23 protein-coding genes are annotated in these 22,282 nt (G+C 40.7%); 13 read left to right on the top strand and 10 right to left on the bottom strand.

What is annotated here, in order from left to right; translation table 11 throughout:
- Positions 1-48: 48 nt before the first annotated feature.
- From serS to ADF62_RS01625, 9 genes are all read right to left on the bottom strand, one after another.
- A complete protein-coding gene (gene serS / locus ADF62_RS01665; protein WP_003092210.1) occupies positions 49-1,326 on the bottom strand; it encodes a serine--tRNA ligase in 1,278 nt (425 codons plus the stop codon).
- Positions 1,327-1,535: 209 nt separating this feature from the next.
- Complete coding sequence (locus ADF62_RS01660) at positions 1,536-1,910, bottom strand: DUF956 family protein (RefSeq protein ID WP_003092275.1); 375 nt, start codon at positions 1,908-1,910, stop codon at positions 1,536-1,538.
- Positions 1,911-1,988: 78 nt separating this feature from the next.
- A complete protein-coding gene (locus ADF62_RS01655; protein ID WP_003092230.1) occupies positions 1,989-2,900 on the bottom strand; it encodes a PTS system mannose/fructose/sorbose family transporter subunit IID in 912 nt (303 codons plus the stop codon).
- Between the two features lie 14 nt (positions 2,901-2,914).
- Positions 2,915-3,730, bottom strand: coding sequence for a PTS mannose/fructose/sorbose transporter subunit IIC (locus ADF62_RS01650; protein WP_003092137.1), 816 nt, complete (start codon positions 3,728-3,730; stop codon positions 2,915-2,917).
- 67 nt (positions 3,731-3,797) lie between these two features.
- A complete protein-coding gene (locus ADF62_RS01645) occupies positions 3,798-4,790 on the bottom strand; it encodes a PTS sugar transporter subunit IIB (RefSeq protein WP_003092204.1) in 993 nt (330 codons plus the stop codon).
- 264 nt (positions 4,791-5,054) lie between these two features.
- A complete protein-coding gene (locus tag ADF62_RS01640; protein ID WP_048787922.1) occupies positions 5,055-5,441 on the bottom strand; it encodes a DUF956 family protein in 387 nt (128 codons plus the stop codon).
- Positions 5,442-5,453: 12 nt separating this feature from the next.
- Complete coding sequence (locus tag ADF62_RS01635) at positions 5,454-6,368, bottom strand: PTS system mannose/fructose/sorbose family transporter subunit IID (protein ID WP_002889176.1); 915 nt, start codon at positions 6,366-6,368, stop codon at positions 5,454-5,456.
- Positions 6,369-6,383: 15 nt separating this feature from the next.
- A complete protein-coding gene (locus tag ADF62_RS01630) occupies positions 6,384-7,184 on the bottom strand; it encodes a PTS mannose/fructose/sorbose transporter subunit IIC (protein ID WP_048787921.1) in 801 nt (266 codons plus the stop codon).
- A 17-nt stretch (positions 7,185-7,201) separates the two neighbouring features.
- The gene (locus ADF62_RS01625; RefSeq protein WP_037621576.1) at positions 7,202-8,209 is read right to left on the bottom strand and encodes a PTS sugar transporter subunit IIB; all 1,008 of its coding nucleotides are present in this window, start codon (positions 8,207-8,209) and stop codon (positions 7,202-7,204) included.
- Between the two features lie 368 nt (positions 8,210-8,577).
- On the opposite strand from ADF62_RS01625, the gene ADF62_RS01620 reads away from it, so the two are divergent.
- Positions 8,578-9,309: a cyclase family protein gene (locus ADF62_RS01620; RefSeq protein WP_048787920.1), complete on the top strand. Its 732-nt coding sequence runs from the start codon at positions 8,578-8,580 to the stop codon at positions 9,307-9,309.
- Positions 9,310-9,353: 44 nt separating this feature from the next.
- Here the strand turns inward: ADF62_RS01620 and ADF62_RS01615 are convergent, their stop codons facing one another.
- On the bottom strand, positions 9,354-10,166 hold the full coding sequence (locus ADF62_RS01615; RefSeq protein ID WP_048787919.1) for a Cof-type HAD-IIB family hydrolase: 813 nt from the start codon (positions 10,164-10,166) through the stop codon (positions 9,354-9,356).
- Positions 10,167-10,372: 206 nt separating this feature from the next.
- Here ADF62_RS01615 and ADF62_RS01610 point away from each other — a divergent pair, with 206 nt between their 5' ends.
- The 12 genes from ADF62_RS01610 (at position 10,373) to ADF62_RS01555 (ending at position 22,244) form a co-directional block, all read left to right on the top strand.
- The gene (locus tag ADF62_RS01610; protein ID WP_003092171.1) at positions 10,373-11,794 is read left to right on the top strand and encodes an NCS2 family permease; all 1,422 of its coding nucleotides are present in this window, start codon (positions 10,373-10,375) and stop codon (positions 11,792-11,794) included.
- A 288-nt stretch (positions 11,795-12,082) separates the two neighbouring features.
- Positions 12,083-12,526, top strand: coding sequence for a tRNA (adenosine(37)-N6)-threonylcarbamoyltransferase complex ATPase subunit type 1 TsaE (gene tsaE, locus ADF62_RS01605; protein WP_003092128.1), 444 nt, complete (start codon positions 12,083-12,085; stop codon positions 12,524-12,526).
- A complete protein-coding gene (locus tag ADF62_RS01600; protein WP_003092200.1) occupies positions 12,519-13,040 on the top strand; it encodes a GNAT family N-acetyltransferase in 522 nt (173 codons plus the stop codon). Before tsaE ends, ADF62_RS01600 begins: the two co-directional genes overlap by 8 nt.
- Before the next feature lie 8 nt (positions 13,041-13,048).
- The gene (gene brpA / locus ADF62_RS01595) at positions 13,049-14,302 is read left to right on the top strand and encodes a biofilm formation/cell division transcriptional regulator BrpA (RefSeq protein ID WP_003092224.1); all 1,254 of its coding nucleotides are present in this window, start codon (positions 13,049-13,051) and stop codon (positions 14,300-14,302) included.
- A 141-nt stretch (positions 14,303-14,443) separates the two neighbouring features.
- A complete protein-coding gene (gene rimP / locus ADF62_RS01590; RefSeq protein ID WP_003092264.1) occupies positions 14,444-14,917 on the top strand; it encodes a ribosome maturation factor RimP in 474 nt (157 codons plus the stop codon).
- 65 nt (positions 14,918-14,982) lie between these two features.
- Positions 14,983-16,182 carry a transcription termination factor NusA gene (gene nusA, locus ADF62_RS01585; RefSeq protein ID WP_003092162.1) on the top strand — a complete coding sequence of 400 codons (1,200 nt, stop codon included), beginning with the start codon at positions 14,983-14,985 and terminating at the stop codon, positions 16,180-16,182.
- A gap of 20 nt (positions 16,183-16,202) precedes the next feature.
- On the top strand, positions 16,203-16,499 hold the full coding sequence (gene rnpM, locus ADF62_RS01580; RefSeq protein WP_002883779.1) for an RNase P modulator RnpM: 297 nt from the start codon (positions 16,203-16,205) through the stop codon (positions 16,497-16,499).
- Positions 16,492-16,794 (top strand): YlxQ-related RNA-binding protein, encoded by a 303-nt coding sequence (locus ADF62_RS01575; protein WP_002883776.1) that lies wholly within the window; start codon positions 16,492-16,494, stop codon positions 16,792-16,794. Before rnpM ends, ADF62_RS01575 begins: the two co-directional genes overlap by 8 nt.
- An 18-nt stretch (positions 16,795-16,812) precedes the next feature.
- Positions 16,813-19,647 carry a translation initiation factor IF-2 gene (gene infB / locus ADF62_RS01570; protein ID WP_003092263.1) on the top strand — a complete coding sequence of 945 codons (2,835 nt, stop codon included), beginning with the start codon at positions 16,813-16,815 and terminating at the stop codon, positions 19,645-19,647.
- Positions 19,648-19,740: 93 nt separating this feature from the next.
- Positions 19,741-20,094 (top strand): 30S ribosome-binding factor RbfA, encoded by a 354-nt coding sequence (gene rbfA / locus ADF62_RS01565; protein WP_003092174.1) that lies wholly within the window; start codon positions 19,741-19,743, stop codon positions 20,092-20,094.
- 63 nt (positions 20,095-20,157) lie between these two features.
- Positions 20,158-20,721, top strand: coding sequence for a TIGR00730 family Rossman fold protein (locus ADF62_RS01560; RefSeq protein WP_003092198.1), 564 nt, complete (start codon positions 20,158-20,160; stop codon positions 20,719-20,721).
- Positions 20,722-21,011: 290 nt separating this feature from the next.
- Complete coding sequence (locus tag ADF62_RS01555; protein WP_003092270.1) at positions 21,012-22,244, top strand: lipid II:glycine glycyltransferase FemX; 1,233 nt, start codon at positions 21,012-21,014, stop codon at positions 22,242-22,244.
- The last annotated feature ends 38 nt before the right edge of the window (positions 22,245-22,282 follow it).

Below are 22,282 nucleotides of genomic sequence, written 5' to 3'. Positions count from 1 at the left end.
AAAGTAAAATAAAAACGAGGTTGGAACAATTGTCTCAACCTCATTTATTTATTTCGGTGAAATCACTTCAGCACCACCCATGTAAGGACGAAGAACTTCAGGGATAGTTACTGAACCATCTTCGTTTTGGTAGTTTTCAAGGATAGCGGCCACTGTACGTCCGACAGCAAGCCCTGAACCGTTGAGAGTGTGAAGAAGTTTTACTTTACCATCAGCTTCGTCACGGTAACGGATTTGTGCACGACGAGCTTGGAAATCTTCTGTGTTTGAACATGAAGAAATTTCGCGGTAGGTATTTTGTGCTGGTATCCAAACTTCCAAGTCGTAAGTTTTCGCAGCTGAGAATCCCATATCTCCAGTACACAAAGTGATGACACGGTATGGCAAGTTAAGTTTTTGAAGGATATTTTCAGCGTTAACTACCATTTTTTCCAATTCATCGTATGAGCTTTCTGGTTTTGAGAATTTGACCATTTCAACCTTGTGGAATTGGTGAAGGCGAATCAAACCACGTGTGTCACGACCTGCTGAACCAGCTTCTGAACGGAATGAAGGGCTCATAGCTGTGAAGTAGATTGGCAATTCTTTACCGTCAAGAATCTCACCGCGGTAGTAGTTAGTCAAAGGAACTTCAGCTGTTGGGATAAGGACGTAATCAGTGCCATCAAGCTCGAAAGTATCTTCTTTGAATTTTGGATATTGACCAGTACCAAACATAGAGTCGTGGTTAACCATGTAAGGTGTGATCATTTCAGTGTAACCTTCTTTAGCGTGCTCATCCAACATGAAGTTGTAAATCGCACGTTCTAATTTTGCTCCTAAGCCTTTGTAGAAGAGGAAGCGAGAACCAGTAACTTTAGCGCCACGTTCCCAATCAAGAATACCAAGGTCTTCACCAAGATCCCAGTGAGGTTTAATCTCAAAATCAAAGTCACGAGGTGTTCCCCAACGACGAACTTCTACATTCTCATCCTCGTCAGTACCAACTGGTACAGTCTCGTGTGGTGTGTTTGGAAGTGTCACAACGATATTGTTAAGTTTTTCATCAATAGCAGCAAGTTCAGAATCAATTTCTTTAATTTCTGCAGAAACTTTTTGCATGGCTGCAATTTGTTCTGAGGCGTCTTCTTTATTACGTTTTGCCTGAGCAATACCGTCTGAAGCAATATTACGTTGAGCTTTGAGTTCTTCAGATTTGATAAGAAGTTCACGGCGTTTAACATCAAGCTCTTTTAGTTCATTTAAAGTCTCAGCAACGACACCACGTGTAGCCAATTTCTCGGAAAGGGCATCAAAGTCGTTACGAATACGTTTTACATCTAACATAAGTTCCTCCAAAAAATAAAACACCCGGTGAAAGTGTTGGAGTGACATGGGCCACGGTTCCATCCAACTTCACAGGAGTGCACTTGTTTATGTTTTTAATTATTAGAAACGGTAGAATTTCGTAGGTCAACCCTACCTGCTCACAGCAACCGCAGGCTTTCTGTAAAGGTCTAGCTATTACTTATCCGTCCTTTACAATTATACAAAAATTATGATTTTTTGGCAAATAAACCTTTGATACGAGCACCAATGGTTTGGATGAGAGTAGGTAATTTAACAACTTTTTCATTGCCAAGATGTTCCCTAGCAATCTTTAGAATCTTCCCAGAATCTTTAGAGGCAAAGAGGAATTTACTCTTGTCGGTTAATATTTCAAAATGACGGCTGATTCTCTTTCCTGATACATTTGCACCGATTTGTGTAATGCTAGTCCATGGAATTTGAATGTATTGTTCGACATTGACATCAGGGTAGAATTCAAGAGCTACATCTCCAATTAGAAATTTACCGACTTTACCTCCGATAGCCATGTAGGAAACGCCTGTTGTATGCAGTTCAACTGTTTTGTTTAGTGATTGTGCCATATCTATCTCGCTTTTTGATTGTAGTACCTTTATTATAGCATAAGAAAAGAGTTCAGCTTTGCTAAACTCTTACTCTTTTTACATGATTCCGAAGAAGCTTGCAACAATACCAACTACAAAGAGTCCGATGATGATTGTGATTGGTGAAACTTTCTTCTTAAGCAACCACATACATGCAAAAGTAAGGAGAAGTCCCATCAAACCTGGAATTAATGAATCCAATTGTTTTTGTAGGGTATCGACTTGAATCTTATCAAAGCTAAGCTTATCGTTGGCTTGACCAAGGATAGTTTTTAGTTGGTCACCAGTAACATTTCCTTTAGGCCACTCGATATAGGCACCTTTAGACAAAACTTTACCTGGAAGATTTACAGTGAAGACGATAGAGACCCAACGTTCAACGAGGACGGCCAAGATGAACATACCAAGGATTGATGCCCCTTTAGTAATATCTTTCAAGATACCACCAGACATGTCTTTAGTGATTTCTGAACCTGCTTTGTAACCAAGTTCTTGAGTGTACCACAAGAAGGCCATACGGATAAGGTTCCAACCGATGAAGAAGATAAGTGGACCAGCGATGTTACCAGCTTGTGCCAATGATGCACCAAGGGCACCAAGGATTGGACGAACTGTGAACCAGAAGACAGGGTCACCAATACCGGCAAGTGGTCCCATCATACCGATTTTAACCCCTTGGATAGCCGCATCTTCGATTTCAGTACCATTAGCTTTTTCTTCTTCAAGAGCTAAGGTAACCCCCATGATAGGAGCAGCTACGTAAGGGTGAGTGTTGAAGAATTCCAAGTGACGTTTAAGAGCTGCGGCTTGGTCTTCTTTGTTAGTATAAAGTTTTTTGATAGCAGGAATGAGTGAGTAAGCCCAACCCAAGTTTTGCATACGTTCATAGTTCCATGAACCTTGCAAGAATTGTGAGCGCCACCAAACCTTTTTACGATCTGCTTGAGATAATTGAATTTTTTCAGCCATGAGAGCACCCCTTCCTAGTAGTCTTCCAAGATATCGCCGATTGGGTCGCCTGAACCAGATGAAGTTCCGCCACCATTTCCGCCACCTTGTTTAGAAAGGTTGAGGTAGATGAAGGCAATTGCAACACCAATGGCACCAAGAGCGATAAGTGTCAATTGGCTAATTGCTGCGAAAGCAAAACCGATGGCAAAGAATGGCCAAACTTCACGAGTAGCCATCATGTTGATAACCATGGCGTAACCAACGGCTACGACCATACCACCACCGACAACCATACCATGGTTAAGCCAGTCAGGCATCAAGCCAAGGGCATGTTGAACAGATTGGGCCGGAATAGCAAGAAGAAGGGCTGCTGGCACAGCAATACGCAAACCTTGAAGAAGGAGAGCAAGGTAGTGTGCACGTTCAACACCAGCGATGTTTCCGTGTTCTGCAGCTTTATCTGCAGCATGAACAAGGGCAACAGATGCTGTACGAACAAGCATAGTTAGGAAGAGACCTGCAACCGCAAGCGGGATAGCTGTTGCAGTCGCAACACCGATACCTTCAGTTGTGAAGTTACCACCTTTAACCAAAATGATGGCAGCAGCAACAGATGCAAGGGCGGCGTCAGGAGCTACGGCAGCACCGATGTTTGCCCAAGCAAGGGCAATCATTTGAAGGGAACCACCAAGCATGATACCTGCAGTGAGGTTACCTGTAGCAGCACCAATAAGAGTACAAGCAACAAGTGGTTGGTGGAATTGGAATTGGTCAAGGATACCTTCAAGACCAGCAAGGAAGGCAACAACTACGACCAAAATAGCAGAAATAATTGACATATCTGACATGGTTATAATTCCTTTTCTATTGAGTTGTGATTAGCTGAGTTTATCAACTAATTTATCCGAATGAAGGTTATTGAACGTTAGCTTTTTTGATAAGGTCAAACAAATCTTTTTTAGAATCATTTGGAACCTTACGGACGTCGAATTCAACGCCAAGGTCACGCAATTTTTCGAAGCAAGCAACATCGTCTTTGTCCATAGACAAAACGTTGTTAACCATTGTTTTACCAGTTGAGTGAGCCATAGAACCAACGTTAAGTTCTTTGATTGGCACGCCACCTTCGATAGCACGAAGTGCGTCTTGAACAGTTTCGAACAAGATAAGCGCGTGTGTGTTACCAAAGCGTGGGTCCTTAGAAGCATCAATCAATTTTTGAATTGGAACAACGTTTGCTTTAACCCCATTTGGTGCTGCTTGTTTAATCAATTCCTTACGCAATTCGTCTTTAGCAACATCATCTGATGCTACAATGATGCGGTCTGCTTTAGATGCAGGTGTCCAGTTAGTCGCAACCTGACCATGCAAAAGACGTGTATCCAAACGTGCCAAGTTAATCTTGAGCTTACCATCTCCAATAACTGTCCCTTCAGGGATAGCTCCTTGAGGTGCTGCTGCTTCTTGAGGTGCTGCTGTAGTTTCTTCCGCAGGATTAAGCTCCTCTGGAAGTGCTTTAATACCACCCTTAGCTTCCTTGATGATATTACCAGCAACTTGCTCCGCTGTAGCGTTAGCATCCATCATACGTTCTGTGTATGCTTGGATTAGCATTGGCAAGTTAAGTCCTGTGATGATGGCAATCTTGCGATCTGGATTTTCTCCAGCGATACGGCTGGCTTGGTTAAATGGTGAACCACTCCAAAGGTCAGCCAAAACAAGAATTTCATCATCAGCATCGAATTGTGCAATGGCATCGTTGAAGTGGGCGTAAAGGTCATCAGGACCTTCACTTGGCATAAAGGTAACGACTTGAACCTTCTCTTGGTCTCCAAAAATCATAGATCCTGATTGGTGGATTCCCTCAGCGAACTTACCATGGCTGGCGATAATAATACCGATACCCATTCGTGTTCTCCTCCTTTAAAATATTTTTTTCCTAGGCTTAAAAAGACTATCTCCGATTTCATTAAGACGGCAAAAAAAGCGCCTCTCAATCTTTTTGAACATAAGAAATCAAGAACAATTATATTCTAAAAGGCTTCCACTAAAATGTCAATAGCTAGTGAAACAAAAATGTAAAACAGACTAATCGCTGTCAGGAATGAGCGAAAAATTATAAAAAGATTATCAGATGATTAAATCTGATAATCTTTTTATGCTATTCGAAGACTAGTTCTTCTTAACAATGTGTCGGAAAAGATTTTTAAAGCCTTGCTTAAGAACAGCTAGAAAGCTAGGAGCCTTTCTTAAGCTTTCACGTGGAATTCTTTTTTGAATTTCTTTTAAGGTTGTTCTGCTTTTTCGACTGGCAAAACGGAAACGTCCATTTTGCTTTGTACGGATTTCAAAGCGTGGGATGAACTTACCACCTAAGTAAACATCAGCAATCACATAAGTGATTTCATCCCAAGGAATCTGAACATAGTCTTGTAGTTTTGTGTCATTGTAAAACTCGAAAGCCTTATCTCCAACCATGATATTTCCGTAAATTGGCCCTTCACGGAACCAAGTTCCCTTAGTTGTGTGAGCCATTTCCATATTGAGTGATTTAACCATGATTTGCTCCGATTAAAGTAGACCAATGATGTGGAGCAAGATAGCAAGGACAAAGATACCCAAGATGATGATGATTGGAGAAACTTTTCTCTTAAGAAGATACATACAAAGGAAAGTCAATCCAAGGGCAGCCAAACCAGGAATCAATTGGTTTAAGTTATCTTGCAAGGTTGTTACCTTGTTAGCTTCAAGTGATTTACCAGCAGCTTGTTGAAGAAAGGCTTCTTTGACACCGGCAATCCCTTTTGGTAGTTTATCCCAATGAATGAATGCTTCATCTTGTTGTTTAACAGTAGAAACAACTGGTGTAAAGGTGATGCTTACCCAACGTTGAATAAGAGAACCGATAACGAACATCCCCATCATTGAAGCTCCACGAGTGACTTGTTGAAGGAGGTTACCTGACAAGTCGTCCGTAATCGCAGTACCAGCACGATAACCGAATTCTTGAGTATACCACTTAACGGCAGCTACCATAACGTTCCAAAGAACGAAGAAAACGATTGGGCCCATGATGTTACCTGAAACAGCCAAGCCTGCTCCGAGTGAGAGGAAGATTGGACGAAGGGTAAACCAGAAGAGAGGGTCACCGGCACCTGCAAGAGGTCCCATCATACCGACCTTAACCCCTGAGATAGCAGCATCGTCAATGTCAGCGCCGTTGGCACGTTCTTCTTCCAAGGCAAGTGTAACCCCAAAGATTGGGTTGGCCATGAATGGTTGTGTATTGAAGAATTCCAAGTGACGTTTAAGGGCAGCTGCACGTTCTTCTTTTGATTGATAAAGTTTTTTGATTGCAGGAATAAGGGTGTAAGCCACACCACCATTTTGCATACGTTCATAGTTGAATGAAGCTAAAAGAAAGTATGAGCGCAAGAAAGCTTTAAAACGATCTGCTTTTGTTAATTTAATTTTTGAATCAGCCATTTTCTTTCCTCCTAATTAAAAGTCTTCGAGAATTTCACCGAGGGGATCACCTGATCCTCCATCATTTGAAGAACCATTTGAACCACTAGCTTCGAGCGCAAGGTACATCACGGCAAGACAGAGACCGATAACGCCCAAGCTAATTAAGGTTAATTCTTTGAGAGCAGCCAAAGCAAAACCAAGGAAGAAGAATGGCCAAACTTCACGACTAGACATCATGTTGATAACCATGGCATAACCAACGGCTACAACCATACCACCACCGATTGTCATACCTGATGTTAACCATTCAGGCATAGCTTCAAGACCCGTTTGGACGATGTGTGCGGGAATCAAGAGCAAGAGGAGGGCAGGGATAGCAACACGGAGACCTTGGAGGGCCATACCAATAAAGTGCCATCTTTCAATTCCAGCAATATCAGCTGCTTCAGCACGACTATCCATAACGTGAGCGATGAAGACTGTAGCAGTACGGACAAACATTGTCAAGGCAAGACCGGCAACAGCCAATGGAACTGCAAGGGCGATGGCAGGACCAATCCCTTTAGCTCCTTGACCACCCAAGATAAGGATAATGGTAGAAGCTACTGCGGCAAGTGAAGCGTCTGGTGCCATGGCAGCACCAACGTTAGCCCACCCCATAGTGATCAACTGCAAGCTACCACCCAACATAACGCCGAGTTCGAGGTGGCCAGTAACCAAACCAATGAGGGAACAGGCCACAACTGGTTGGTAAGTTTCGATTTGGTCGTTAACTGAGCTACAACCAATGATGAAAGCAACAATTACGACTAAAATAATTTGTACTAAACTCATTTATGCATCCTCCAAAATTATTTCTTCTCTGCTAATTTAGTTTCAGCTGACTTAATCAAGGCATCAACGTTTGTTGGGCTATCACTTGGTACCCCGCGGACGTCAAATTTGACACCCAATGATTGCAATTCTTTGATAGCATCCACATCTGTTTGGTCAAATGAAAGAGCCTTAGTAACGTTGACTTTTCCTTCCTTATAAGCTGAAGAACCAAGGTTGATTTCTGTAACGTCAACACCAGCTTTAACAGCAGCAAGAGCATCTTCAACAGATTCAAAGAGAAGCATAGCGCGTGTATCGCCAAAACGTGGGTCATTGTTTGCTTTAACCATGTTTTTAATTGGGATAACGTGAACTTGAACACCAGATGGAGCAGCTTGTTTAATCATGTTTGTACGAAGTTTATCATGACAAACAGTGTCTGAAACAACGATGATACGGTCTGGGTGAGTTGAGTGAGTCCAACCAGTTGCGACCTGACCGTGGAGGAGACGTGTGTCAACACGAGCCAAAACGTATTTGATTTTGCCATCACCAAGAACTGTTCCTTCAGGAATAGTGCCTTTAGGAATAGAAGGTTTAGCGTCAGTTGATTTGGCGTCTTCTTCAGGAATGAGGCCGTCTGGAAGGACTTTAACACCTTCTTTAGTTTCCTTATAAATATTTGCGACAACCTCCTCAACGCTTGCATCAGGAGCTACCATACGTTCCGTATATGCTTGGATAAGCATTGGCAAGTTGAGCCCTGTTACGATAACCATCTTGCGATCAGGATTTTCTTCCTTAATTCGGCTTGCCTGATTAAATGGTGACCCAGACCAAAGGTCTGCAAGGACTAGAATTTCGTCGTCTGTGTCAAATTGAGCGATGGCATCTTTGAAGTGAGCGTACAAGTCGTCAGGACCTTCATTTGGCATGAAAGTAACGACTTGAACTTTCTCTTGTTCACCAAAAATCATAGAACCTGATTGGTGAATACCTTCAGCGAATTTACCATGGCTAGCAATAATAATACCGATACCCATTAGTGTTCTTCCTCCTTTAATATAATGTTTCTTAGGAATAGAAAAATAATTATTGGTATTACCATCCCTCAGCATGAAAATGACAACAATATTTTTTAAACCTTCGAAATTAGAACAGATTAATTATAAAACGCTTTCATTACTATGTCAATAAGTTTTGCGCAAAAAGTACCAAAAAACTTCAAAAACTTCCAATTTTTATTTTAAATCAGGCTAAAAACAATCATATATAGTTAATAACTATATTTAAATAGAGGAAATGGGATTATGCAAAATAACAATAAACGCTTGTAACGTCTGCTTGTGACTGATATAATAGCTCCAATTAACTATTTAATGTTAAATCTATAAGAAAAGAGGACCTCCTTATGTCAGATTTACTAAGTATTTACAATGAATTGCAAACTAAAAAGTGGGTAGACTTGACCCACAAGATTAATGCGGAAAGCCCACACTTTCCGGCTCTTCCAGCTTTGAAACAAGAAGACCTTTTCACATTAAAAGATGGTTTCCATGTTCAAAAATTTACAGTAGTTGGTCAATACGGAACCCATATCGATGCACCGATTCACTTTGTAGAAGGTGGTCGTTGGTTGGATGAGATTGACCTTAAAGACCTTCTCTTGCCACTTTATGTTATCGACAAGTCTAAAGAAGTTGCTGCTAATCCAAACTTTATCTTGAGCAAACAAGATATCTTAGACTTTGAAGCAGAACATGGACAAATTACCGAAGGGGCCTTTGTCGCTTTCCGTAGTGATTGGTCAAAACGTTGGCCAAGTCAAGATGCTATGCGTAACCTGGATGACAACGGGGTTCAGCAAAGTCCAGGTTGGAGCCGTGAAGCCCTAGAATTCTTGATTCATGAACGCCATGTCAAAGCAGTAGGCCATGAAACCTTTGATACAGATGCCGGTATTCCGGCAGCAGAACATGGATTGGTTAACGAATACTATCTCTTGGATCAAGACATTTATCAAGTAGAGGTCCTGAATCAATTAGATCAAGTTCCAGCCGTTGGTGCTTTGATTTCAATTGCATTTCCTCACTGGGACAAGGCGACAGGTTCCCCAGTGCGTGCAGTAGCTATTTTACCTTGATTATAAGAAAAGACACCGAAGAATTCTTCAGTGTCTTTACCTGTTTATAAAAATAGATCTTGAAGTTTACGGGCAACGCCGTCCTCCTCATTAGTCCACTTAATTTGTTCGTTAGCGTGGGGGAGAAGGACAGAACTGGCATTTTTCATGGCATAGCCAGTCTTGGCAAGCTCCAACATCTCTGTATCATTGTGTTCGTCCCCAAAGGCAATCAAATCATCTGGAGATTTTCGCATGGCTTTGAGTAGGTAGTTCAGGGCATAAGCTTTATTAATTCCTTTAGGTGAAAACTCCAAGATATTAAGTGGTCCACCCCAAGAATCAACCTCAATTTCTTCTTTGAAATCTTTCTTAATATCTCTGGCTAGTTGGTACTTGTCTTCGTGACGGGTCTGCATAAGAAGAGCGTTAGGATTGCGTGTGATTTTAGCTGGCTCTAAACGCATAGCCTCAATGATTTTATCAACCCCAAAGAGTTGTGGTTGAATACGCTCTGGGTGCTCCATAGTGATATAAAAGTGCTTGCGGTATTCACTAGCAAGAAAATCCATCTCTAACTCATCGTGTCGTTGTAAGAGGTTAACTAGGTATTTTTTGTCCAACTTGACCGAGTGCTCGTAAGCCCATTCTCGGTCTGGGAGATTGGTCAAGGAGCCATTAAAGGTAATGAGCGGTGTCTCTAAGTCTAATGTTTTGTAATGATCAATAGCCATACGGTAAGGACGACCGGTAGCGATAACGACTTGATGCCCTTTGTTTTGTACATCTTTAATAGTTGTTTTTGTAAATTCTGAAATAGTTCCATCTGGTCGCAAAAGCGTTCCATCGAGATCTAGTGCAATCAATTTTTTTGTCATGTTTCTATTATAACAGAAATCAGTTCTTTGTTGGGGTTTGAGCCAGGTCTGTGGTGGAATGTTCGGTTTTTAGCGATAAAACTATCAGAAAATAAACCTTGCACCATCAAATGATTTCATGTAGAATGGTGATGTAGCATTCTACGTGAGAATGTTCCGATATCATTCGGATTTTGACAATTTTTTATTAAGGAGTATAAACTTTCATGGAAAAGTTTTTCAAATTAAAAGAGCATGGTACTGATGTTCGTACAGAGGTTACAGCAGGTTTGACAACCTTCTTTGCCATGTCTTATATCCTCTTTGTCAACCCATCTATGTTAGCCCAGACTGGCATGCCTGCTCAAGGTGTGTTCTTGGCTACCATCATTGGTGCGGTTGCAGGAACGTTGATGATGGCGTTTTATGCTAACCTACCTTACGCTCAAGCGCCTGGTATGGGGCTCAATGCCTTCTTTACCTACACAGTGGTCTTTTCTTTGGGCTACACTTGGCAAGAAGCCTTGGCTATGGTCTTTTTGTGTGGTGTTATTTCTTTGATTATCACAGTTACTAAAGTACGTAAGATGATTATTGAATCTATTCCGACAGCGCTTAAGTCCGCCATTTCAGCAGGTATTGGTATTTTCCTTGCTTATGTAGGTATTAAAAATGCAGGTTTCTTGAAGTTTGCAATTGATCCAGGTACTTATACTGTAAGCGGAAAGGGAGCTGATATGGCTCAAGCTTCAATTACAGCTTCATCAGCTGCTACACCTGGTTTGGTAGCTTTCAATAATCCAACTGTTATTGTAGGTTTGATTGGGCTTGCAGTTGCGATTTTCTTTATTGTTAAGGGAATTCGTGGAGGTGTCCTCCTTTCAATTGTTGTAACAACTGTTATCGCAATTTTTGCTGGTGTAGTTGACCTTGGTAGTATTGACTGGCATGCTGCTAGTTTGACTGCTTCTATTAAGGATTTGGGGCAAGTCTTTGGTGTAGCTCTGGGTTCTAAAGGTTTGGGTTCTCTCTTCTCAGACGTGTCACGTTTGCCAGGTGTCTTTATGGCTATTCTTGCCTTCTCATTAACTGATATCTTTGATACTATCGGTACTTTGATTGGTACTGGTGAGAAGGTTGGTATCATCGCTTCAACAGGTGATAACAATGAATCTAAAGCTCTTGACCGTGCCCTTTACTCTGACCTCGTTGGTACAAGTATTGGTGCCATTGCCGGGACTTCAAACGTTACAACTTACATTGAATCTGCAGCAGGTATTGGTGCTGGTGGACGTACTGGTTTGACAGCTCTTGTGGTTGCAGCACTCTTTGCGATTTCAAGTTTCTTTAGCCCACTTGTCTCAATTGTTCCTAGTGCAGCAACTGCACCTATTCTTATCATTGTAGGTGTTATGATGCTCTCTAACCTTAAGGGTGTGGATTGGGAAGATTTGTCTGAAGCGATTCCTGCCTTTTTCACTTCTATTTTTATGGGATTCTCATATAGCATTACCTACGGTATTGCAGCTGGTTTCCTTACTTACACTTTGGTCAAAATTATCAAAGGTCAAGCAAAAGATGTTCATCTTGTCATGTGGATTTTGGATATCTTGTTTATCCTTAATTTCATTAGCATGGCTGTTCTCTAATATCTAATATCTAATATTTATAAGCAAAAAAGTCTGTCCTTTTGTCAGGCTTTTTTAGTTTTTTTACGAGTGATGATTTGATGTTTACTTTCACGACTGTTTTAAGTTAAGATTGAAATTTTGTTAGAAATATTAACTTTATGGAGGTTTGACTTAATATAAGTAAGTGTTAAATTAAGAGGAGTTGTTATATCTAAATTATTCTTTCTACCTCAATATTTATAAGTTTTTGATGGTTTTTGACAGTGGATTATAGTCCAGATTTTTATTTTTTGATATAATGAAAACATGATTTACAGTCAAAATGAAGAGGAATTGATTAGCATAGGCCGAAAGTTAGGTCGATTGCTCAATTCTGGAGATATAATTGTTCTTTCAGGTGATCTGGGAGCTGGTAAAACCACTTTAACTAAGGGAATTGCTAAAGGTTTGGATGTTTCGCAGATGATAAAGAGCCCAACCTATACTATTGTTAGAGAATATGAGGGGCGTTCGCCGCTATACCATTTAGATGTTTATCGTATTGGTGATGATCCAGATTCTATTGACTTAGATGATTTTCTATACGGTGACGGTGTGACGATTATCGAGTGGGGAGAACTTTTGGATGACAGTCTCCTGGGAGACTATCTTTTAATTTCGATAAAACATCATGGTGATGGACGTCAACTGCTTCTGGAATCTTTTGGTCCTAGAAGTGAAGAAATCCAGGAGGCGATGGCAAATGGCTGAGTACGAATTAGTCATTGAGGAAGCCCAAAGAGATGATTCCGTATCCTTAGCAAAATTACTAAAGACGGTAGCTCTAGAGTCAGATTTTTTGGCTCAGGATGCTAGGAGCTCTGTACTGAATGCCGAACAGTTAGCCTCCTATATTGATAGCCGTCAAAGTGTCCCAAATGAGATTTGTTTAGTCGCAAAATTGAATCATGAGGTCATTGGTGTTTGTAATGTTACTTCTGATCAAGACACGAAGACCAGTCATATTGGTGATGTTTTCATTGCGGTTGCTAAACCCTATTGGGGTAATGGTATTGGTCAGTTTCTTATGGAAATAATGATTGACTGGGCAAACAACACACCAGCTATCTGTCGCTTAGAGTTGACTGTTCAAGCACGCAATGAACGGGCAGTACATCTCTATCAAAAATTTGGATTTGATATTGAAGGCACTAAGAAACGTGGTGCCAGAACTAAAAATGGAGAATTTCTAGATGTTTACCTGATGGCTAAACTCATAGATTAGGAAAAAACATGAAACTTGGACGAAAAATTTTATTGATGTTGTTGGCAATTTTTGCCACCACAGTAGTAGCTGTTGGTATTTACCTAACGACAACTTACAATTATGCTACAGGCGAATTGTCAAAAACCTTTAGAGTTTCAAAGGCAACGTCAGGAAATAGTAAGGCCATTCAACAGACTAAGCCTATAACGATTCTGTTGATGGGGGTGGATACAGGATCCGAAGGACGTAAGGAAACCTGGGAAGGAAATTCTGATACTATGATTTTGGTAACAGTGAATCCTAAGACTAAGAGAACTACTATGACCAGTTTGGAACGTGACCTTTTGACAGATGTTGAGGGATCGGGTGAAGTAAAACTAAACGCAGCCTATGCCGAGGGTGGAGCTGACTTAGCTATTTCAACCATTCAAAAGGTTTTAGATATTGATATTGACTACTATGCGCTGATTAATATGCAGGGTATGATTGATTTGGTGGATGCCGTAGGTGGTATCGAGGTAACGAACCATTTTGATTTCCCAATTTCGATTGCAGAAAACGAACCAGAATTTCAGGCGAAGGTAGAGCCTGGAACCCATAAAATCAATGGAGAACAGGCCTTAGTGTATTCACGTATGCGTTATGATGATCCCGATGGAGACTATGGTCGTCAAAAACGTCAACGTGAGGTTATTCAAAAGATTGTGGCTAAGCTCTTGAAGATGGGCTCGATAGGTTCTTATAAGAAAATTTTGTCTGCTGTCAGTTCAAATGTACAAACAAGTATTGATCTTGGTGATAGCACTACTCTGCGTGGTTTGATGGGCTATAGTGAGGCCTTTAAAAATATCAAGTCTTACCAGTTGGCTGGTTCGGATGCGACGATCAATGGTGGAAGCTACCAAGTAGCCTCAACTGAGGATATTCTTAAGGTGCAAAATCGTATTAAGAAGGAAGTTGGCAAGAAGGAAGTTTCTGAATCTAAACTTAAGACTAGTCTGGTACTCAATGGTTTTGGGACTTCTAGCTATGGTTCAGATGATTTCGTTAACTCTAAAGGAAGTTTGACTTTGAGTGAGGTATCTGGGAGTTATGAGTCTGGATCATCTGAGGCAGTAGGAGGTGGATCGGTAAGTACCTATAATGGAGGTGCTACCTACAGCAATAATTACAGTGATAATGTTGGTAATTATGTTCAGGACCAAGGTGCAACAGCTCCTACATACAATTATAATGGTTCAGGTGTAACTACTTATAGCACGATTCCAGCAGCACAATAGAAAGGTTAGGAGACTCTCGGCCTTTTTTGCTGTCATATGGTTATTCCTTGCAATAGTTTTTAAGCTATGCTATAATATAGGAAAATAACGAAAGAGAGGCGGAGTAGAAACTTCGTCTCTTGTGTGTGTAAGGAGGTCATAATGTCGCAAAAAATTATTGATCTCGTGACGGCTGTCGTAGCTCCAGCAATTCCTGAGCCCTACGAATTGGTCGATATCGAGTATGAAAAGATTGGCAGTGACTATATCTTGTCCGTTTTGATTGATAAGCCAGGTGGAATTACTGTCGAAGATACTGCAGACCTGACTGAAATTATCAGTCCTCTCTTGGATACTATTCAGCCTGACCCTTTCCCGGATCAATACATGCTGGAAGTGTCTAGCCCTGGATTAGAGCGTCCCTTGAAGACTAAAGAAGCTTTGAAAAATGCTGTTGGTCAGTATATTAATGTTAGTCTTTACAAGGCTATTGATAAAATCAAGATTTTCCAAGGTGACTTGTTGACCTTCGATGGCGAAACTCTAACAATTGATTATCTTGATAAGACTCGCCATAAGACTGTTGAGATTCCCTATCAAACAGTTGCTAAAGCTCGTTTGGCAGTCAAACTCTAAAACTCTTAGTGTAAATAAAGAAAGGATGCCAGTTTTGGCTCTTAAAGGCTAAAACGACAAATAATATGAGCAAAGAAATGCTAGAAGCCTTCCGTGTCTTGGAAGAAGAAAAACACATTAACAAGGAAGATATCATCGATGCTGTGGTTGAATCACTTAAATCAGCTTACAAGCGTCGTTATGGTCAGTCTGAATCAGCAGTCGTTGAATTCAATGAAAAAACAGGTGATTTTCAAGTTTTTACCGTTCGTGAAGTTGTAGACGAAGTCTTCGATAGTCGTTTGGAAATTAGCTTGAAAGATGCGCTTGCTATTAGCTCAGCTTACGAGCTTGGCGACAAGATTCGCTTTGAAGAGTCAGTCGATGAATTTGGTCGTGTTGCAGCGCAATCTGCTAAACAAACGATTATGGAAAAAATGCGTAAGCAAATGCGTGAGATTACTTATAATGACTATAAGCAACATGAAGGTGAAATCATGCAAGGAACAGTTGAACGCTTTGACCAACGTTTCATTTATGTTAATCTTGGAGCGCTCGAAGCTCAATTGTCACGCCAAGACCAAATTCCTGGTGAAAGCTTTAAGTCACACGACGTCATCGATGTTTATGTTTATAAAGTTGAAAACAACCCTAAAGGTGTTAACGTCTTTGTAAGTCGTAGCCATCCAGAATTCATCAAACGTATCATGGAACAAGAAATTCCTGAAGTCTTTGATGGAACTGTAGAAATCATGAGCGTATCTCGTGAAGCTGGTGATCGTACGAAAGTTGCTGTTCGCAGTCATAACCCTAACGTTGATGCTATTGGTACTATCGTTGGTCGTGGTGGAAGCAATATTAAGAAAGTTGTCAGCCGTTTCCACCCAACACGTTTGGATGCTAAGACAGGAATTGAAGTTCCTGTTGAGGAAAATATTGATGTTATTCAATGGGTTGAAGATCCAGCTGAATTCATCTACAATGCTATTGCACCGGCTGAAGTGGACTATGTTCTCTTCGACGAAGATGATAGCAAACGTGCGACAGTAGTTGTGCCAGATAACAAATTATCTCTTGCAATTGGTCGTCGTGGGCAAAACGTTCGTTTGGCAGCGCATTTGACTGGTTACCGTATTGACATCAAGTCAGCTTCTGAATACGAAGCACTCGAAGCTGAAAAATCCGAGGCTGCTACTGAGGAAGTTGTTGATGAGATTGTTGCAGAAGAGGCTACACCTGTTGAAGTCACAACAGAAGAAGTAACTGAAACAACAGAAGCAGAATAAGAAGAACATAGAGGTGTTTGATGGCTAAAACACGAAAAATACCTTTACGCAAATCAGTTGTCTCAGGAGAAATCATTGATAAACGTGATTTGCTCCGCATTGTAAAAACTAAAGATGGTGAAATTTTCATTGATCCAACAGGAAAGAAAAATGGCCGAGGTGCTTACATTAAACTAGATAATGAAGAAGCTCTCCAAGCTAAAAAGAAACGTGCTTTTAACCATAGTTTCTCCATGGATGTTCCTGAAAGTTTTTATGATGAACTCATCGCTTATGTGGATCACAAGGTCAAAAGAAGAGAGTTAGGTCTTGAATAACACAGAAAAATTGTCAAATATGTTGGGACTAGCACAAAGAGCTGGAAAGCTTATTTCTGGCGAAGAACTTGTCATCAAGGCAGTTCAATCAGGGCAGGCGAGACTAGTTTTTCTTGCCAATGATGCTGGTAGTAACGTGACTAAAAAGACGACTGATAAATGTAACTACTATAATATAGAAGTCTCCACAGTGTTTAACGCACTGGAATTAAGCATGGCTATTGGTAAACCAAGAAAAACGGTTGCTGTAGTTGATGCTGGATTTTCAAAGAAAATGAGGACTCTTATGGACTAAAGAATAGGAGGACATCACGTGTCAAAGAAACGATTATATGAAATCGCAAAAGAGGTTGGTGTAGAAAGTAAGGTTGTTGTTGCGAAAGCTCAAGAACTTGGTCTTTCTGTGAAGAGCCATTCCTCATCAGTTGAAGAAGCTGATGCTAATCGTATCGCTTCAAGTTTAAAAGGGGGAACAGCTAAGGCTGAAAGTAAGCCAGCTCCTAAAGCGACACCAACTCCTAAAGAGGAAAAGGTAGCGCCTAAGGTTGATAAGGCACCTGTTGCCAAATCAGCTCCAGCTAAAGAGGCATCAAAGGCTGAAGTTAAAGAAGCCCCTGCGACTCCGAAAAAACCACAAAGCCGTAATTTTAAGGCAGAACGTGAAGCACGTGCCAAGGCAGAAGCAGAGCGTCGTCAAAATGGCGGAGGCCGTGACAACCGTAATCGTAACCGAAATCAACAAGGAAACGATCAAGGTAAACGTCAGAATAATGATCGTCGCAACCAAAATGGAAATGGTCAAGGGAACCGTAATAATGGAAACCGCGATAACAATAGTAATCGTGACCGTAATTTCCAAGGTAAACAGCGCAATGATCAAGATCGAAATAAACGTAACGATGCTGCCCGAAACAATCAGGCAGGTCCACGTATTGACTTTAAAGCGCGTGCAGCAGCCTTGAAAGCAGAGCAAAATGCAGAATATTCACGTCAAAGTGAAACACGCTTCCGTGAAGAAAAAGCTGCAGAGCAACGCCGTGCGAAAGAACAGGAAAAGGCAAGAAAAGAAAAACAACAGGCGGAAGTCGCTGCTCAAAAAGCAGTTGCTGAAGCTAAGCCAGCTCCCAAACCAGCACCGGCTGCTCAACCAGCTCCAGCTGCACAAGTACAAGATACACGTCGTAAAAAAGCACGTCCAGATAAATCACGTGATAATCGTCGCGAGAATGAAGATGGACCTAAGCAAACAAGAAATAATAAGTGGAATAATCAAAACCAAGTGAGAAATCAACGAAATAGTAACTGGAATAAAAACAAAAATAAAAAAGGTAAAAATAACCGAGGTAATTCAGCTCCGAAACCAGTAACAGAGCGTAAATTCCATGAATTACCAAAAGAATTCGAATACACGGAAGGCATGACGGTTGCAGAAATCGCAAAACGTATTAAACGTGAGCCAGCTGAAATCGTTAAGAAACTCTTCATGATGGGCGTTATGGCAACTCAGAACCAATCTCTTGATGGGGATACTATTGAGTTGTTGATGGTTGACTATGGTATTGAGGCAACCAAAAAAGAAGAGGTCGATAATGCTGATATCGAACGTTTCTTTGTTGATGAAGATTACCTCAATAAGGATGCTATGGTAGAGCGTGCACCAGTTGTTACTATCATGGGGCACGTTGACCACGGTAAAACAACCCTTCTTGATACTCTTCGTAATTCTCGTGTTGCTACAGGTGAAGCAGGTGGTATCACACAGCACATTGGTGCCTACCAAATTGAAGAGGGTGGTAAGAAGATTACCTTCCTTGATACCCCTGGACACGCGGCCTTTACATCTATGCGTGCTCGCGGTGCCTCTGTTACAGATATTACTATCTTGATTGTAGCTGCGGATGATGGTGTTATGCCACAAACGATTGAAGCCATTAACCACTCTAAAGCTGCGGGTGTTCCAATCATTGTTGCGATTAACAAGATTGATAAACCAGGTGCAAACCCAGAACGTGTTATCGGTGAATTAGCAGAGCATGGCGTTATCTCAACAGCTTGGGGTGGTGATAGCGAATTCGTTGAGATTTCAGCGAAATTTGGTCAAAACATTGAAGAATTACTTGAAACTGTTCTTCTTGTAGCAGAAGTTGAAGAACTTAAGGCTGATCCAACAGTTCGTGCCATCGGTACTGTTATCGAAGCTCGCTTGGATAAAGGTAAAGGTGCGGTTGCTACCCTTCTTGTACAACAAGGTACTTTGAATGTTCAAGATCCAATCGTTGTTGGTAACACCTTCGGACGTGTTCGTGCTATGACCAATGACCTTGGTCGTCGCATTAAGACTGCAGCACCATCAACACCAGTTTCAATTACTGGTTTGAATGAAGCACCAATGGCTGGTGACCATTTTGCGGTTTATGAAGATGAAAAGGCAGCTCGTGCTGCTGGTGAAGAGCGTGCAAAACGTGCTCTTATGAAACAACGTCAACAAACACACCGTGTTAGTCTTGATAACCTCTTTGATACCCTTAAAGCTGGTGAAATGAAGACCGTTAATGTTATCATCAAGGCTGACGTACAAGGTTCTGTTGAAGCCTTGGCAGCATCACTTCTTAAGATTGATGTTGAGGGTGTTCGTGTAAATGTTGTTCACTCAGCAGTAGGTGCTATTAACGAATCTGATATTACGCTTGCCGAAGCTTCAGATGCTGTTGTTATCGGATTTAACGTTCGTCCTACACCACAGGCGCGTCAACAAGCAGAAACTGATGAAGTTGAAATTCGCCTTCATAGCATCATCTATAAGGTTATCGAAGAAATCGAAGATGCCATGAAAGGAATGCTTGATCCTGAATTTGAAGAAAAAATCATTGGTGAAGCAGTTATCCGTGAAACCTTCAAAGTTTCTAAAGTCGGAACAATCGGTGGATTCATGGTTACTAATGGTAAAATCACTCGTGATTCAAGTGCCCGTGTCATTCGTGATGGTGTGGTTATTTTTGATGGTAAATTGGCAAGCTTGAAACACTATAAAGATGACGTTAAAGAAGTCGGAAATGCTCAAGAGGGTGGTTTGATGATTGAAAACTATAACGATATTAAAGTTGATGACGTTATCGAAGCTTACATCATGGAAGAGATCAAACGTTAATCACATCAGATTTCTAAGGAAGCTTATTTAGGGGACAAAGCTGGGTCATCTGGCCTGGCTTTTGTTCCATTATAAAAAAGAAAGGATAAGACTATGGGAAATTCATTTCGTGTAGATCGCGTTGGAATGGAAATCAAACGTGAAGTCAACGAAATTCTTCAAAAGAAGGTTCGTGATCCACGTGTTCAAGATGTAACCATCACAGATGTTCAAATGCTTGGTGATTTGTCGGCGGCTAAGGTTTTCTATACCATTCACTCTACTTTAGCGTCAGACAACCAAAAAGCACAAACTGGTCTTGAAAAGGCTACTGGGACAATCAAGCGAGAACTTGGTAAAAGTCTGACTATGTATAAGATTCCGGATTTGACCTTTATTAAAGATGAGTCTATCGAATACGGTAATAAAATTGATGAAATGCTTCGTAATTTGGAGCGTAAAGACTAAGCAAAAATTCCTGTCAGTTATGGCAGGAATTTTGCGTTATAATAGAGTAAGAGGAGGACTTCGATGAAAGTAACAGTCTATTTGGGAGCTAATATGGGTGACAATCCTAGTTTTAAAGAAGCAACGATTGCCTTGGGGAGATGGATTGCTAAAAATGGGCATATCCTAGTCTATGGTGGCAGTAAGATGGGACTTATGGGAGTTCTTGGTGATACAGTTTTAGAAAATGGAGGTCAGGCTCATGGTATCATGCCGCAATTTCTTAAGGATAGAGAAATTGCTTATGAGGGATTGACCTCAATGACTATAGTAGAAACGATGGCAGAGCGCAAGACTGCCATGTTAGAGCAAGGCGAGCTCTTTATAGCCCTTCCAGGAGGTCTTGGAACCCTTGAAGAAATCTCAGAAGCTATTGCAGCTGCTCGTGTGGGTAAGTTGGACAAACCCTGTGTTTTCTTTAATCTCAACGGCTATTACGATGCCATGAAGGCCATGTTAGGTACCATGGTTGCTCATGATTTTTTAGAGGCTGAAACGGCTGCAAAATTTCTTTTTACAGATAATTTTTCTGAAATTGAGGCCTTTGTTCAGTCTTATACCCCACCTCAATTGCGACGTTATAGGTAAGCATCAGTGAATAAAGGTTCTTCCACATTCAAGTGGAAGGACTTTTTATAATCAAATGAAAAGTCGTGTAAGTTTCAGAAAATATCGCAAAAGGATTAACAAAAGTGATAATTTAGTATATAATGATGCTTGTAATTTTAATAATCAAATTAATTTTTCTCTCCATCTGTGAGTAACATTCATAATCACCAGATGCCCCTCTTGGTTTGGAAAATTTTCCCAATCATTAAAAGCAGTTAATGATTTTAGGAAAATGTGGGATATAGGTTGAAACGGAAGGGATGATAGTAATGTCTATTAGGGTTAAAAGTGTTAGTTTTGAGGATTATCAAAACACACAGGTAACTGCAAAGTGTGCCAATTTTCTGCAGTCTGCTGAAATGGCCAAACTTCAGGAAAGTCAAGACTATATAGAAAAAGTAGAAGCTCTGGTTTTCGAAAGAGATGGCTTAAGGGTAGGTCAAGCAATAGTTGTTTATAAGAAGAGCTTTCGTATATTTAAAAAGGCCCTCTTGTTACATGGTCCCCTGTTAGATTACCACTCTCTGGCTAGTTTGACAGAGCTACTCGAGGCTTTAATACTCTATTTAAGAAAGAAAAATATTGCCACACTTTCTATACACCCTTACCTGGCAAATCTTATTAGAAATGAAAAACTTGAAAATATTGAAGTGGATATAGCTAGTGATGTTCTAGAGGTTTTTGAAACATTAGGTTTTGAGCACTCTCTGGATTCGGAACAATCTCTTGTGGTTAACCAGATGTTCGTGAAATCAATAGAAAGTTTTGCTAGTTCTGATGAAATCCATGCTGCCTTTTCTCCATCATTGAAGCGAGACCTCAAAAAATTCACTGATATGAATGTTAAGACTGAAGAACTTGATGAGCATCAACTTGACCAGTTCTACGATATTTTAAGTCGAACAGCAGAGAGAAAGGGATTTTCTGTTCATCCGCTAGTTTATTTTCAAAATCTAAAAAAATATTTTGGCGAATCTGCCAAGTTTATGTTGGCTTATTTAGATTGTCCAGCCTATCTAGCTTATCTTGACAAGAACATTCAGTCTTTTGAAGCCAAGATTCAGGCTTTAAAAGAAGGACCTCAGAAAAAACGTACCAAAGGTCAAATAGCAGATGCGGAGGATCAATTGAGAAGCTACTATAAGCGGTTAGAACAATTCAAGTCTTACCAAATCAAGACTGACAAATTACCGCTTTCAGCTTATCTTTTCATGGATTATGGTCCGGAAATTGTCAGCTTTTACGGGGGTAATGATGAAGCTTACCTTAATTTCGGTGGAGCGGTTTTGCTTCATTGGGAGATGATAAAATATGCTAAAAGTAAGGCTAAAAAGCGTTTTAACTTTTACGGTACTATTGAAACTGAGGCAGCTAGTTCTGGCAAAGGAAACTTTAATTTTAAGCGTCAGTTTGGCGGACAATTAGAGACGCTTGTTGGCTCATTTGATAAGACCCTCAATCCCTTCTACGATATTTTTAAGAAGACACTAGGTAGACACTAGTGTTTAGATAGTAAAAAAGCCAATTGAGATGATGATCT

The organism is Streptococcus sp. 1004_SSPC, assembly GCF_001069025.1.
In the GTDB taxonomy this organism is placed as follows: domain Bacteria; phylum Bacillota; class Bacilli; order Lactobacillales; family Streptococcaceae; genus Streptococcus; species Streptococcus vestibularis.
The sequence above is the reverse complement of the archived record's forward strand: the minus strand, read 5'-3'. Positions and strand labels throughout refer to the sequence as shown.